We start from the raw sequence: 13,732 nt of genomic DNA, 5'->3' as shown, positions 1-13,732 counted from the left end.
AAGCTAACCAGTACTAATTGCCCGTGCGGCTTGACCCTATAACCGTGTGCTCAACAAAACGTTGAATCTGCACCGGTGATCAAAAGTGCCTCGCGCACACAATCACCCCATATCCTTTACTTCTTCCACATGCAGGCACGATGCACCTCGAGCCTGCATGACAAGCTTCAGCCTGGTGCCCATAGCGCTGTGGAACCACCCCTTCCCATCCCGAACAGGACCGTGAAACGCAGCCGCGCCAATGATAGTGAGCAATCCGCTCGCGAAAGTAGGTCAGCGCCAGGCTACCCTTCAACACAACGCCCGATCACAACCCAGTGATCGGGCGTTCGTGTTTCTAAAACACCAAAATCACGCCCAACACACAACGCGGCGCGCAACAGCATGCTGGCAGCCTCAACTTTTCAGTATTCCGTTGTCCGGGTTCCTTCTCGAACGGCTGTAGAAACAGAAGAGACAGACATCTGAAGCATGTCTGCCTCTTTTCAGTAAGATTTTCGTCAATCTCACCAGCGTTGTTTCAACTCCCTTTGCCTTGAGCCAGTTCATTCAAGGCAAATGCATACGCTTCCGGAAAGTCGATCTGAGCAGCGACGGGGCTGGTCTGGATCTGACGATAGAGTCCAAATTGTGTCTTGTACTTGAGGCTGCCTATTGCGAGCGGGCCGATGCTCAGGAAATGCGCGGGGCCAACGTCTACAGGAACGGCTTTGTCGTTGACGCCGATGCCCTCAATCCCCGAAGGAGGCACAGCGTTCGTGTCTGCGCAGGCAATGAGCTTGCCCCCGGCCTGAAGTACCTCGGCGTCGAGAATGCGTATCCCGGCTTTTGCAGCGCTGATCGCGATCTCCGTGTCGCTTACGATGTTCACCTTATCTCGGTGAGTTTCCGCTGAGACCCATTCGACTTCTGCCTCGTAGCGTTCGCAGAATCGCAATGCCGCTTTGGCGTCATCGTCTGCGGTGAGCTGACACAGACGTGTGCGTGCGCCCTGACGCGCAGCAAGGATTGCAGTGCACAAACCCACCGGCCCCGGACCGAATACCGAAACCGTCCGTCCGCTCAGGCCTGCACCCGTGCGTTCTTGCACCGCCTTTTCGACCAAAGCAACCACGGCGGCGGAAGTCGTGTAGGCGCCGTTTGGATCCGCAAATACTCCAACCTTGAATTCGCCGACCATGGCGCCTCTTGCCGACTGAAACATGTCGGTCGCCATGTGCACATCCCGTCCGCCGATGAATATCCCGGTATCGTTGAACCGATTGGGTGGCCTGCAGAAGATGGCGTCCTGAACCAGTGCAGTTACGTTTTCAGGACGGATGCCGGTCAGTGGAATCACGAGATCGAAGCCCGCATCCGCTGCGATGGTGACGTCGAACGGACTGATATTGCTGCCGGGCACAAGAAAATAGAGTATGCGCTGGGTCATCTTGTTGTCTCCTCTGTCCACCATGGCATGTGGCTGAGGCCTGCCCGCGCGGAATGCAGCGGAGTCGACCTTCAGACCTGTCATATCGACGAGGGGTAGGGCAACTTGAATGAAGGAGACGCATCGGCCCCTGGTCTTTCGGACTGGATCGAGACGGCGGCGCTATGAATGGACAGAGTGAGTGGGCCGGTGCGTCAGACCTTTTCGTCCTTTCCGAACCTCAAAGACCGTTCCTGGCGTGCGGCGACAGGAATGTCGCTTCCAGGGCTTGTAGTCCGGTATGGAAGGGTTACTCTGTCAGCTCTTGACACCGTCCGGCGCTCACGAGGCGACGGCTTAAGGGAGGACCGTCATGTCAAAGCATCAGAAAACCTTTCAGCTCACCATCCGGCACATCGATCTGATTGAGGATGCGCTGCGAGACCAGATCGGTCGACTTGCACACCCTGCAATCGCAGAGGGGATTGCCTCTGCCAGCGCGGAGAATGATGCGTTGATCCACGAGCTGAATGAGCTGCTGGGCAGCCTGCACAATCAGAAGATCTTCTACAGCCAGGTGAATCGTACGGGCGTTCCTGCAGGCTAGTTTTCTATGAAGCAGGGCTAATGCCGCCCAGGCGCTTCCGGGTTGTGTTGCTTCCGCTCACCAGACGGCGTCGCAGGCGAACAGTACGCGTCGCTGTTGGGTTCCTTCTGCAGGCGGGGAGCGGTGTACCGCGCCGAGTCCGCTGTTGCCGGGCCAGCGCTCGCCCTTGAGAATCAGGATGTCGCCTGTGTTGGCGCGATGAACGGCCGCCCGCTCGCGGATCACGTGGTCGCTGCCCAGTAAGCGGCGATCAGTGCCTGCCTCGTCCAGCCATTCCGTGCCGGGTCCCCGCCACGTCGTGATCAGACGCAAGGTGACGTGATCGACGTGCATGCGCGGACACATCGGCTGATCGGGCATTTCGATCCGTATGCCTGTCTTGGGGCAACCTGTCAGATCGGCGAGCAGTTCAGACAGGCGTTGTATCTCACTCTGCAGCGCGTCCCGTCCAGGGAGATCGGGAAGCGCATCTTCGGGTAAGGGGTCGCCAGGGAGGACTACGCTGCGAACGCAGTTCAGCCTGATGCCAGCTTCATCGAGCGCATTCAGGTAGCTCTGAATACCGTGTGGTACGGCCCGATGCAAGCGCACCAGGTTGACCAAAGGCTCAAGGATTCGCGAAAGATCCGCGAAGGCATCCGCGTTTTCCCAACGGACGGATGGGATGGGAGGAAGCTCCAGAGAGCGGATTCTTTTTTGCATTTGATAATTCATTATCAAATGATACTGCAGGATGAGCGAGAGTGCGGGCCATCCGGATGTTCTTCTGCCGGCGGCGTTCACCGCTGACTCGGGCCCGATCCATCGGGCACTTCGGATGGTCGGGCTCGGTCAGTGTTCGTGAAGAGGGGAATGCGTGGGCGAGGCCGCGCTGCTGTCATGAAGGCAGTCGCTGCAGCGCCCGAACAGCGTCACGTCGTGCGCTTCAACGGTGAAGCCTGCAGGCGCAAGTGCGTTCCAGTCCGTCGTGCATTCGGCGATATCGAATACCCGGTCGCACAAGGTGCATTTGAAGTGATGATGGTGGCCGAGATGAGCCACTTCGTAGCGCGCCGGTTCGCCGGGAAGGCTCACTTCCCTGATCCGGTGCTCCTGCAGCAGGGACTTGATCGTCCGATAGACGGTCGCCAGGCCGAGTGCAGGTGCTTCGCTGCGCGCCATGCCATGCAGCTCGGTGGGCGACAGCGGCCGGCCCGCGGCTTCTATTGCACCGAGAATGGCGACACGCTGTCGGGTATTGCGCTCCACGTCGTTCAGGCCTCGCCAGGTACGGCTTCACCGGTGTGCAGATGCATTATCTGCCATCCGTGTTCGGTGGCGTGGGCGCGCAGCGTGGGATCGGGGTCAACCGCCACGGGATGGGTGACGCGGCTCAGCAGCGGCAGGTCGTTGAGCGAATCACTGTAGAAAGTCGTGCGCCGGAAGCTGCCGAAATACAGTCCCAGTTCTTCCAGCCAGCGCTCGACCCGCTCGATCTTGCCTTCGCGGAAAGCTGGCGTGCCCCGCGGCTTGCCGGTGAACTGGCCGTCGGACTGTGCGGGAATGGTGGCGACCAGATGCGGAATGTCCAGCTCGCGTGCGATCGGACCGGTGATGAAACTGTTGGTGGCGGTCACGATGGCGCACAGCGCGCCGCTTTCCAGATGAACGTTCACCAGACCGCGCGCGCCGTCGGTGAGTCGCGGACGAATCTGGCTGGTCATGAATTCCGCATGCCAGGTATCCAGCTGTTCCCGAGGATGACGGGACAGCGGCGCCAGCTGGAAATCGAGAAATTCGTGGATGTCCAGCGTACCCGCCTTGTACTGTTCGTAGAAGGTGGTGTTGCGGGCTTCATAGACCTCGCGGTCGAGCACGCCCTTTGAAATCAGGAATTGCGCCCATTCGAAATCCGAATCGCCGGCGAGCAGGGTGTTGTCGAGGTCGAAAAGTACCAGTTCCATGAATCGTGTCCGTATCAGATCAGTCTTGTCTGCATGACTTCGCGCAGCAGGGGCAGGGTTACCGGGCGCTGGCGGGTCAGTGAGTGTTCGTCCAGCAGGTCGAGGATGCCGAGCAGCGAGCGGATGTCGCGCCGGCCGTGCCGCAGCAGGTAGTCGAAGACCTCCTGATCGACTTTCATGCCTCGCGCGGCCGCGTGCGCGTGCAGCAGTTCGATGCGTTCCTCGTCGTGCAGCGGCTGTATGCAGAAGGGCAGCATCTGCCCGATGCGGGTGCGCAGATCCTCGCGCAGCGGCAGGTCGCGCGGTGCGCTGTTGCCGGCCGCCACCACGGTCACGCCACGGGCGTGCGCCAGATTGACGGCACGGAACAGTGCGATCTGCGCATCCGGTTCAAGCAGATGGATGTCATCGAACAGCCAAAGTTTCGCGTGTGTCGCTTCGAGCGCGCCGATCAACGTGTCCGCCGCGGTGAAGTTGATCTGATCGACTTCCAGATAAAGCCCGCGCGCTTTTGATTCCGCGGCCAGGGCGCGCAGCAGATGGGTGCGGCCGCTGCCGCTGTCACCCCACAGATACACGGACGAGCCCGGCTCATCCCCAGCCATCGCGCGCAGATGGGCCAGCAGGTCGCGATTGCCGCCGGCGACGAAATTGTTCAGGCTGGGGGCGGCGATCGGTCGGATGTCGAGCAGCAGCTGACGCATCATTCGATGATCTTGGGCGAGTCGCCCTGATAGAAACCGCTGGCCAAATAATGCCGGCGCACTTCGCGCAGTCCGACCAGAAGCGCCGCGGAGGCGGGCAGCGCGACCAGCACGCCGACGAAGCCGAACAGCTGGCCGAAAGCCATCAACGCAAAAATCACTGCCAGCGGGTGAAGGCCGATCCGGTCACCCACCAGCCAGGGGGTGAGCACAAAGCTTTCCAGTACCTGACCCAGACCGTACACGATGGCCACACCGATCACGGGTGACCAGCCCTGGAACTGCAGCGCCGCGACCAGAAGCGACAGCAGCAGGCCGCTGGAAAATCCGACGTACGGAATGAAGCCGAGCAGGCCGGAAAGCAGGCCGAGCGGCAACGCGTAATCAACGCCCGCGATCCACAGACCGATGCTGTAGAACAGCGCCAGTGCCACCATGACCGACAGCTGGCCGCGCAGGAATTCCGCCAGCACGGCGTCGATCTCGTCGGCCAGCGACAGCGTGCGTTCCAGCCACGGACGGGGTACCAGCTTGCTGACCCGCTGGCGCAGTTCACGCCAGTCGCGCATCAGATAGAACATGACCACCGGCGTCAGCAGCAGATTGGCCATTACGCCGAGAATGACGGTGCTCCGGCTGCTCACGTACTCCAGCACGAGCATCAGGTAATCCTGAGCGCTGCTCCAGTTTTTCGCGATGAATTTCTTCAGGCTGTCGACGTCGAGTTTCAGGCTGATGCCGAAGTGCGTTTGTAGCCAGGGAATGAGCTGATCGTGCGCGGCGGTCAGATAGGTCGGCAGGCGTTCAATCAACGTGCGTACTTCCTGCTGTATCACCGGTACCAGGATGAGCACCAGACCGACCAGAAGCCCGATCACCAGCAGGATGGTGAGCACCACCGCGAGCGTACGGGGCACGCCGCGCCGGTGCAGCCGATCCACCAGCGGTTCGAAGATGTAGGCGAGCACCAGGCCGAGCATGAAGGGCGACAGCGTCGGTCCGAGCAGCCACAGCACGCCGACGATGGCCGCACCGACACCTGCCCACAGCAAGGTTTGTTTGCGGTTGATGCCGGGAGAGGTCATGGCAGGGGCGGGCAGGGGTAGAATGCGCACCCTTGGGGCGGAATGCGCGAATGCGGTGCAAAAACGCCCCGCAGTTTAGCAAGATTCCGCTGCAATCCCGTCCATTCATCCTGTTTTCACGGCGCCTTGCGCCCCATATGTCATGACTTCATCCACTGATTCCCGAGCCCCTCTCAGTTACGCCGCCGCCGGTGTGGACATCGATGCCGGTGATGCGCTGGTCGAGCGCATCAAGCCGCTGGCCAAGCGCACCATGCGTCCGGAGGTGATCGGTGGCATCGGTGGTTTCGGCGCACTGTTTGAGGTGTCGAAGAACTACCGCGAACCGGTGCTGGTGTCGGGTACCGACGGCGTGGGCACCAAGCTCAAGCTGGCCTTCCAGCTCGACGGCCATGACACGGTGGGTCAGGATCTGGTTGCGATGAGCGTGAACGACATCCTGGTGCAGGGCGCAGAGCCGGTGTTCTTTCTTGACTACTTTGCCTGCGGCAAGCTGGATGTCGATACCGCCGCACGCGTCGTCGGCGGCATCGCTCGTGGCTGCGAACTGGCGGGCTGTGCGCTGATCGGCGGTGAAACGGCCGAAATGCCGGGCATGTACCCGGCCGGTGAATACGATCTGGCCGGCTTCGCGGTCGGCATCGCAGAAAAGAGCCTGCTGATCACCGGCGAAACCATCGCCGAAGGCGATGTGGTGCTGGGTCTGGCGTCCAGCGGCGCGCATTCCAACGGCTATTCGCTGCTGCGCAAGATTCTTGAGCGCGACGCACCGGATCTCAATGCGGATTTCCACGGCCGCACGCTGCGTGAAACCGTGCTCGAACCGACCCGCATCTACGTGAAGCCGCTGCTCGCGCTGATGAAGGAAGCGCCGGGCCTGGTGAAGGGCATGGCCCACATCACCGGCGGCGGTCTGCTGGACAACGTGCCGCGCGTGCTGCCGGCCGGCCTGTCTGCCCATATCGACGCGTCCGCCTGGCCGTTGCCGCCGCTGTTTGCCTGGCTCCGCGAGGCGGGCAATGTAGCTGAACAGGAAATGTACCGCGTGTTCAACTGCGGTATCGGCATGGTGGTGATCGTGTCTGCGGCGGATGCCGACCGTGCGGTCCAGTCGCTGACGACCGCCGGGGAGACCGTATACCGCATCGGTCGCATCCAGCGCTGCGCAGTGGGTGAGGCGCAGACGGTCGTCCGCTGATACAGGCTTCGGGGGCGCCTGCGCCCCCTGGCCCGTGCGGCGGATGACTGTTTTCGATCATCCGGGCAATAAAAAACCCGCCGACGGCGGGTTTTTTATTGCACTTCGGCCATCCCTGTGGATGGCTGGGAAACTTACTTCAGCTTGGTTTCCTTGTACATCACGTGCTTGCGCGCCTTGGGATCGAATTTCATGATCTCCATTTTTTCCGGCGTGGTGCGCTTGTTCTTGTCCGTGGTGTAGAAGTGGCCGGTACCGGCAGTCGATTCCAGCTTGATCTTGTCGCGTCCGCCCTTGGCCATGACGTCTTTCCTTCCTGTCTATGCCGGCAGAGCCGGATTGGTTAATCCGGCGCGGCCGGAAATGCGTGCTGTTCGGAACGCGGGGTTCCGGATCAGATCTTTTCGCCGCGAGCGCGGATTTCCGCGAGCACGGTTTCGATACCCTTCTTGTCAATCGTGCGCAGACCCTTGGTGCTGACGCGCAGGCTGATGAAGCGGTTTTCGGACTCCAGCCAGAAACGGCGTTGCTGGAGATTGGGCAGGAAGCGGCGCTTGGTTTTGTTGTTGGCGTGGGAAACGTTGTTGCCCACCATCGGCGACTTCCCGGTAACTTGGCAAACGCGGGACATGTTTCGAGCTCCAGAATCGGAAAAGCTCGCGATTATAGCGGATCGATCCCGGTTTGTTCAAGTTCTTCAGAGCATTCCGCGTTCGGCGAACGAGCAGCTTGCGCCGCTGCCGATGATGACGTGGTCCAGCACCCGCACATCCACCAGTGCCAGCGCCTGCTTCAGCGTCTGGGTCAGAAGCTCGTCGGCGCGCGAAGGCTCGGCCAGGCCGGACGGGTGGTTATGCGCCAGGATGACGGCCGCCGCGTTGTGCGCCAGCGACAGTTTTACCACTTCGCGCGGATAGACGCTGGTCTGCGTGAGCGTGCCGCGGAACAGTTCGACCGCGCGCAACAGGCGGTTCTGAGCGTCCAGCAGCATCACCATGAACACTTCGTGGTTCAGGCCTGCCAGCCGCAGCATCAGCCAGTCGCGCACCGTCTGCGGAGAGGTGAAGGCGTCGCGCTGTTCCAGCTGTTCGTGTAACCCGCGGCGGGCCAGTTCGAACGTCGCCTTCAACTGTGCGGCCTTGGCGCTGCCCATGCCCTTGACTCGGCACAGTTCGGCGACGCTGGCGTTGTGCAGACGGACCACGCTGCCATCGAAATGGCCGAGCAGGTCCTGCGCCAGCTCGACCGCCGATTTCCCCGCCACGCCCACGCGCAGGAAGATGGCCAGCAGTTCCGCTGCTGACAGGGCCTCCGCGCCGTGCATCAGCAGCCGCTCGCGCGGTCTGTGGTCCTCGCTCCAGTCCTTGATCGCCATCGCGTTACAATCCGTGGTCGAACTGGCGCAGGATACACCATTGTCATGAATGCACAGCCCGAGCTGGCCGGACGTTCCGTCGTGCTGGCCGTCACCGGCGGTGTCGCGGCCTACAAGGCGGCCGAACTGGCCCGCCTGCTGATCAAGGACGGCGCGCACGTGCGCGTGGTCATGACCGAAGCGGCCGGTCATTTCGTCGGCGCCGCCACCTTCCAGGCCATTACCGGCGAACCGGTGTGGACCGACCTGTGGGATGCGCGCATGCCCAACGGCATGGCTCACATCGACCTGAGCCGCGATGCCTCGCTCATCCTGATAGCCCCGGCCACCGCGGACTGCATCGCCCGTCTGGTTCAGGGCCGCGCCGATGATCTGCTGACTACGCTGTGTCTGGCACGCGACACCGGTTGTGCGCTGATGGTGGCGCCGGCCATGAACCGCCAGATGTGGGAACACCCGGCCACGGTCCGCAATATGGATACGCTGAGGGAGGATGGAGCCCTCGTGGTGGGCCCGGCCGCAGGCGAGCAGGCCTGTGGCGAAGTGGGTCTTGGCCGCATGGTCGAGCCCGAGGTGCTGCTTGAGGCCGTGCGTGCTCATTTCACGCCCAAGCGCCTGCTCGGGCAACGCGTGCTGATCACGGCCGGGCCGACCTCGGAAGCCATTGATCCGGTGCGGGTGGTGACCAACCTCAGTTCCGGTCGCATGGGCTATGCGCTGGCGCTGGAGGCCGCCAGAGCGGGCGCCTGCGTCACCCTGGTGAGCGGCCCTACCGCACTGCCGTGTCCATACGGGGTCGAACGTGTCGACGTGCGCAGCGCCGCTGAAATGCATGCGCAGGTGATGACGCGCTGCGCCGGATCGGATCTTTTCATCGCGGTCGCGGCGGTCGCCGATTACCGTCCTGTCGCGCCCAGCGCGCAGAAAATCAAGAAAAGTGCCGACACCCTGTCGATCGACATGGTGCGCAACCCCGACATTTTGGCCGCTGTCGCATCGAGGCCGGATGCACCTTTCTGTGTCGGCTTCGCCGCCGAGAGCCACGATCTGGACGCCTACGCCCAGGGCAAGCGCGTGGCCAAGAAGCTGCCGCTCGTGGTCGGCAACCTGGTGAGCGATGGTCTCGGCAGTGATGACAATCAGGTGGTGCTGTATGACGATCACGGCCGCCATCCTCTGCCGCGTGCCGCCAAGACCGAGGTGGCGCGCGCCATCCTCGAACATGTTTCACGTCTGATGAAAGAAGCCTGATGTCCGTGCTCGACTACAAGATTCTCGATGAGCGGCTGCGCACGCTGCAGCCCGCCTATGCCACGCCAGGTGCCGCCGGGCTGGATTTGCGCGCCTGTGTCGACGCTTCTGTCGTGCTCAGACCGGGTGACACCTTGCTGGTGCCCAGCGGCATCGCCATCCATCTTGAGGATCCGGGTCTGGCCGCACTGGTGCTGCCGCGCTCGGGTCTGGGACACAAGCACGGCATTGTGCTGGGCAACCTGGTGGGCCTGATCGATTCCGACTATCAGGGGCAAATATTTGTGTCTATGTGGAACCGCGGACAGCACGAATTTGTCCTTGAGCCGTTGGAGCGGATCGCGCAGCTCGTGGTGGTGCCGGTGGTACAGGTCCGGCTGAACGAGGTCAGCGATTTTGCTGCGTCGCAGCGTGGTTCTGGCGGTTTTGGCTCAACCGGTAGCCGTTGATCGGTTGAAGGCTTGAGACTCTTTTTTTAATCAGGGCTGCACGGTAAGCTTGCGAGTTCTGGAAAGCGCCAGCCATAAGCCGACACTTATTCCCGGTCCTTCGCAGGTCATGTAATCCTATTGACCGGACTGATCGTTTTGCCCACTTGCAACACCCATCAATCAATTGAGGAGAGCTGATTGTGATTCGTAAACAACTCGCCGCCGTCGTGCTGGCAGCGCTGGCTTCCACCGCCATGGCGCAGGAAGCGCCGTACAAGGTTGCCGAAGGCAACAAGGTCGATGCCAAGACGCTGAACGGCTGGAAGGTGTGGCGTCAGGCCGCCTGTGAGCGCTGCCACGGCGCGAATCAGGAAGGCATGGTCGGCCCGTCGCTGATCGAAGGCCTGAAGAAGTACACGAAGGAAGAATTCATCGGCATCGTCGTTGATGGTTCGCACGCTGATCGCGGCATGCCTCCGCATCCCTTCCTCAAGGGCGAGAAGATCGACAGCCTCTTTTCTTACCTGAAGGGCCGTTCCGACGGCAAGATCGCTCCGGGCAAGGTCAATCCGATGGAGTGATGCCAGGCGGGCGGTTACCGCCGCCCCTGCCGAAGCAAGAGCCCGCCGGAGAGCGGGCTTTTTTTTCGCCCTCTGTTTTCTCCGTTTTGTATCAATCCGTGGTCTGCTTGTGGCCGGGGACAACAGATCTGTCCGGTGAGCAGGAGCGTGGGCAGCGCCGCGGTCCTCCGGCTGCGGCCGCAGCGCAGCGTCGTGAACGAAAAACGGCGCCCTTTTGGGGCGCCGTCCATGATGCTGCGTGGGGTAGGCTTACTCCATGCGTTCGTAAGCCGGCAGCGTCAGAAAGTCTTCCAGTTCGGTGGACACGCACATGTCGCCGAACAGCGTGGCGGCACGGGCGTAGGTTTCGGTGTAGGCATCGCCGAGCAGGGCACGGATCTTGTCCAGTTCCTGCGGAATCAGGCCACGCACCATGTCAGCGGTCACCTTGCGGCCGTCATCCAGAATGCCCTTCGGGCTGCGGATCCACGACCACACCTGCGCACGGCTGATTTCTGCGGTAGCCGCATCCTCCATCAGGCCGTGGATGGGCACGCAACCGTTGCCGTCCATCCAGGCACCCAGATACTGGATGCCGACGTTGATGTTGGTGCGCAGACCGGTTTCGCTGATCGGGCCTTCCGGACGGAAATCCTGCAGGTCGGCCGCACCGTAGTTCACATCCAGCTGCTTCTCGATCTGGTTCGGCTTGTCGCCGAGCACAGCCACGAACTCTTCCATCGCGGCTTCGACCAGACCCGGATGCGCCACCCAGCCACCGTCATAGCCATCGGTCGCGTCGCGACGCTTGTCGGAACGGATGCCGGCCATCGCTTTTTCGTTCGCTTCCGGATCCTTCTTGTTCGGGATCAGGGCGCTCATGCCGCCAATCGCCGGTGCGCCCCGCTTGTGGCAGGTCTTGATCAGCGACAGCGCGTAGGCGCGCATGAAAGGCACAGTCATCGTGATCTTGCTGCGGTCGGCCAGGCAGAAGTCGCGGTTGTTGCGGAACACCTTGATGCAGCTGAAGATGTAATCCCAGCGGCCCGCGTTCAGGCCGGCGCTGTGCTCGCGCAGTTCGTACAGGATTTCATCCATCTCGAACGCGGCGTGCAGCGTTTCGATCAGCACGGTGGCCTTGATCGTGCCCTGCGGAATGCCCACCAGCTTCTGTGCCGCGACGAACACGTCGTTCCACAGACGCGCTTCGCGGTGGCTCTGCAGCTTGGGCAGGTAGAAGAAGGGGCCGGCGCCGCGGGCGATCAGTTCCTTCGCGTTGTGGTAGAAGTACAGCCAGAAATCGAAGAGACCGCCGGACACGCGCTGGCCATCGACCGTCACGTGCTTCTCGTCGAGGTGCCAGCCGCGCGGGCGCACCTGCAGCACGGCCACCTTTTCGTTGAGCTTGTATTCCTTGCCCTTGTAATCAACGCTGATCGTGCCGCGCACTGCGTCACGCAGGTTGATCTGGCCCTGGATCTGGTTGTCCCAGGACGGCGAGTTCGAATCCTCGAAATCGCTCATGTAGCTGTCTGCACCGGCGTTCAGCGCATTGATGATCATCTTGCGCTCGGTGGGGCCGGTGATTTCGATGCGGCGACGCTCCAGCGCCTTCGGCAGCGGGGCGATCTTCCAGTTGCCTTCACGCACGTGCAGCGTATCGGCGAGGAAGTCCATCGGCTTGCCGGCATCCAGCTCGGCGGCGCGTGTCACGCGGGCAGCCAGCAGTTCGCGGCGACGCGGTTCGAACTGGCGATGCAGCTGGGCCAGATGCGAAAGCGCTTCGAAAGTCAGGATGGACTGGTATTCAGCGCTGACCGGAGCGGCGATGCTCACACCTTCGGGCAGTTCCATGGCCCGGTTCAGCTTGTCTGCAGATTCAGCGATAGTCATGTGCGTACGCTCCGATAACGGTTCGAGAGCCGGTATGACGTGAGCGTGCTTGCTCCGTGCTCCGGACAGGGTGGCCGTCCCTCACACCCGATCGGCGGCGGTGGTGCCGTCGTCGGGCGGGTGTGCCGCAGCGAGCGGGTTGCGCGCGGTGCGGACGGGAGGACCGGGGTCTAACGTCCGATGCATCAGACCAGGTTGTGCCCGGCATGAATTGCTGCATCTGCACAAATACTAGACTTTCCTTATGCATCCGTTAAGCTTTCCTGAAGTACATTTATCTTTTACTTTTAGTACAAAATGGATCGCTTCAAGGAGATGGAGTCCTTCGTTTCGGTCGCGGCTCACGGCAGTCTGTCGGCGGTAGCGAAGCTCGAAGGCGTGCAGCCGGCCGTGATCGGTCGCCGTATCGATGCGCTGGAAGAACGGCTGGGCGTGAAATTGATGCTGCGCACGACGCGCAAGCTCACGCTGACCCACGAAGGCAGCGCCTATCTGGAGGATTGCCAGCGCATCCTGAACGAAATGGCGAATGCGGATGCCGCCGTCACGGCGGGCGGTGCCAGGGCGACCGGGCTTCTGCGCGTGAGCGCTCCGGCCGGCTTCGGTCGCAGGCACGTTGCGCCGCTGGTGAAGCGCTTCATGGGCCTGAACCCTGAGGTCAAGATTTCACTGGATCTGACCGACCGCATGGTCGATCTGGTGAATGAAAACGTGGATTGCGCGGTGCGCATCGGCAGCCTGCCCGATTCCAGCATGATCAGTATCAAATTGGGCGAAACCCGGCGGGTGGTGGTGGCGAGCCCGGACTATCTGGCCCGCTACGGCAAACCGGGCCACCCTTACGACCTTCTGCAGCACCGCTGTCTTGGCCTCGGTCCGAACCGGGCGCAGGCGCGGGGCTGGAGTTTCATGGCGCACGGCGAGCCGATCACGCTGCGCATCACTCATCTGGTCGAGTGCAACGACGGCGCGGTACTTCGTGACTGGGCGCTGAGCGGACTTGGACTGGCCTGGCGCTCCTACTGGGAGATCCGGGAGGATCTGGCGAACGGATCTCTGGTCGAGGTGCTGGGCGACTTTGCCGCGCCGCCGATGGGCATCTACGCGCTGTTTCCGCAGCGCCGTCATCTGCCGCTGCGCGTACGCCTGTTCGTCGATCTGCTGAAGATCACCTACGGCGATCTGGCGTACTGGGAATCCGGCGGTGCCTACATGCCGGAACTGCCGGTGGCGGCGGAAACCTGAGCGGAGAGGTGTGGGGCAGGGACAGCGAGTGC

The 13,732-nt window shown here is 62.0% G+C and carries 16 protein-coding genes and 1 rRNA gene; 7 read left to right on the top strand and 10 right to left on the bottom strand.

The window, feature by feature from the left end; genetic code table 11:
• Positions 1–171 precede the first annotated feature (171 nt).
• A 5S ribosomal RNA gene (gene rrf / locus METUNV1_RS09230) occupies positions 172–285 on the top strand.
• A gap of 235 nt (positions 286–520) precedes the next feature.
• On the opposite strand, the gene METUNV1_RS09225 is transcribed toward rrf, so the two are convergent.
• Positions 521–1,429: an NAD(P)-dependent methylenetetrahydromethanopterin dehydrogenase gene (locus tag METUNV1_RS09225; RefSeq protein WP_043359576.1), complete on the bottom strand. Its 909-nt coding sequence runs from the start codon at positions 1,427–1,429 to the stop codon at positions 521–523.
• A 352-nt stretch (positions 1,430–1,781) separates the two neighbouring features.
• On the opposite strand from METUNV1_RS09225, the gene METUNV1_RS09220 reads away from it, so the two are divergent.
• Entirely contained in the window at positions 1,782–2,015 is a 234-nt protein-coding gene (locus METUNV1_RS09220) for a hypothetical protein (RefSeq protein ID WP_008061072.1), read from the top strand.
• Positions 2,016–2,072: 57 nt separating this feature from the next.
• Here the strand turns inward: METUNV1_RS09220 and METUNV1_RS09215 are convergent, their stop codons facing one another.
• The 5 genes from METUNV1_RS09215 to METUNV1_RS09195 are packed head-to-tail and all read right to left on the bottom strand — an operon-like array spanning position 2,073 to position 5,714.
• The gene (locus tag METUNV1_RS09215) at positions 2,073–2,798 is read right to left on the bottom strand and encodes a DUF1826 domain-containing protein (RefSeq protein ID WP_232416224.1); all 726 of its coding nucleotides are present in this window, start codon (positions 2,796–2,798) and stop codon (positions 2,073–2,075) included.
• Positions 2,799–2,846: 48 nt separating this feature from the next.
• Positions 2,847–3,263, bottom strand: a complete 417-nt coding sequence (locus tag METUNV1_RS09210) for a Fur family transcriptional regulator (protein WP_008061070.1) — start codon at positions 3,261–3,263, stop codon at positions 2,847–2,849.
• A gap of 5 nt (positions 3,264–3,268) precedes the next feature.
• Entirely contained in the window at positions 3,269–3,958 is a 690-nt protein-coding gene (locus METUNV1_RS09205; RefSeq protein ID WP_008061069.1) for a histidinol-phosphatase, read from the bottom strand.
• A 14-nt stretch (positions 3,959–3,972) separates the two neighbouring features.
• Complete coding sequence (gene hda, locus METUNV1_RS09200; RefSeq protein WP_043359571.1) at positions 3,973–4,665, bottom strand: DnaA regulatory inactivator Hda; 693 nt, start codon at positions 4,663–4,665, stop codon at positions 3,973–3,975.
• On the bottom strand, positions 4,662–5,714 hold the full coding sequence (locus METUNV1_RS09195) for an AI-2E family transporter (protein ID WP_008061067.1): 1,053 nt from the start codon (positions 5,712–5,714) through the stop codon (positions 4,662–4,664). The genes hda and METUNV1_RS09195 overlap by 4 nt, the downstream gene beginning before the upstream one ends.
• Before the next feature lie 175 nt (positions 5,715–5,889).
• On the opposite strand from METUNV1_RS09195, the gene purM reads away from it, so the two are divergent.
• Positions 5,890–6,945: a phosphoribosylformylglycinamidine cyclo-ligase gene (purM, locus tag METUNV1_RS09190; protein ID WP_043359567.1), complete on the top strand. Its 1,056-nt coding sequence runs from the start codon at positions 5,890–5,892 to the stop codon at positions 6,943–6,945.
• A gap of 134 nt (positions 6,946–7,079) precedes the next feature.
• On the opposite strand, the gene rpmG is transcribed toward purM, so the two are convergent.
• The 3 genes from rpmG to radC all read right to left on the bottom strand — a co-directional run bounded on the left by rpmG (position 7,080) and on the right by radC (position 8,320).
• Positions 7,080–7,247: a 50S ribosomal protein L33 gene (rpmG, locus tag METUNV1_RS09185; RefSeq protein ID WP_008061064.1), complete on the bottom strand. Its 168-nt coding sequence runs from the start codon at positions 7,245–7,247 to the stop codon at positions 7,080–7,082.
• Positions 7,248–7,339: 92 nt separating this feature from the next.
• Positions 7,340–7,576, bottom strand: a complete 237-nt coding sequence (gene rpmB / locus METUNV1_RS09180) for a 50S ribosomal protein L28 (RefSeq protein WP_026188120.1) — start codon at positions 7,574–7,576, stop codon at positions 7,340–7,342.
• Between the two features lie 66 nt (positions 7,577–7,642).
• Entirely contained in the window at positions 7,643–8,320 is a 678-nt protein-coding gene (radC, locus tag METUNV1_RS09175) for a RadC family protein (protein ID WP_043359565.1), read from the bottom strand.
• 45 nt (positions 8,321–8,365) lie between these two features.
• Here radC and coaBC point away from each other — a divergent pair, with 45 nt between their 5' ends.
• The 3 genes from coaBC (at position 8,366) to METUNV1_RS09160 (ending at position 10,583) form a co-directional block, all read left to right on the top strand.
• Positions 8,366–9,571 carry a bifunctional phosphopantothenoylcysteine decarboxylase/phosphopantothenate--cysteine ligase CoaBC gene (gene coaBC / locus METUNV1_RS09170; protein ID WP_008061061.1) on the top strand — a complete coding sequence of 402 codons (1,206 nt, stop codon included), beginning with the start codon at positions 8,366–8,368 and terminating at the stop codon, positions 9,569–9,571.
• The gene (dut, locus tag METUNV1_RS09165) at positions 9,571–10,020 is read left to right on the top strand and encodes a dUTP diphosphatase (protein WP_008061060.1); all 450 of its coding nucleotides are present in this window, start codon (positions 9,571–9,573) and stop codon (positions 10,018–10,020) included. The genes coaBC and dut overlap by 1 nt, the downstream gene beginning before the upstream one ends.
• Positions 10,021–10,202: 182 nt before the next feature.
• Positions 10,203–10,583 carry a c-type cytochrome gene (locus METUNV1_RS09160; protein ID WP_008061059.1) on the top strand — a complete coding sequence of 127 codons (381 nt, stop codon included), beginning with the start codon at positions 10,203–10,205 and terminating at the stop codon, positions 10,581–10,583.
• Positions 10,584–10,832: 249 nt separating this feature from the next.
• Here METUNV1_RS09160 and aceB read toward each other — a convergent pair whose 3' ends face one another.
• Complete coding sequence (aceB, locus tag METUNV1_RS09155) at positions 10,833–12,455, bottom strand: malate synthase A (RefSeq protein ID WP_008061056.1); 1,623 nt, start codon at positions 12,453–12,455, stop codon at positions 10,833–10,835.
• A gap of 297 nt (positions 12,456–12,752) precedes the next feature.
• Here aceB and METUNV1_RS09150 point away from each other — a divergent pair, with 297 nt between their 5' ends.
• Positions 12,753–13,700: a LysR family transcriptional regulator gene (locus METUNV1_RS09150; protein ID WP_008061054.1), complete on the top strand. Its 948-nt coding sequence runs from the start codon at positions 12,753–12,755 to the stop codon at positions 13,698–13,700.
• Positions 13,701–13,732 lie beyond the last annotated feature (32 nt).

Origin of the sequence: Methyloversatilis universalis FAM5 (genome assembly GCF_000214035.2) — a bacterium.
Classification (GTDB): Bacteria; Pseudomonadota; Gammaproteobacteria; order Burkholderiales; family Rhodocyclaceae; genus Methyloversatilis; species Methyloversatilis universalis.
The sequence above is the reverse complement of the archived record's forward strand: the minus strand, read 5'-3'. Positions and strand labels throughout refer to the sequence as shown.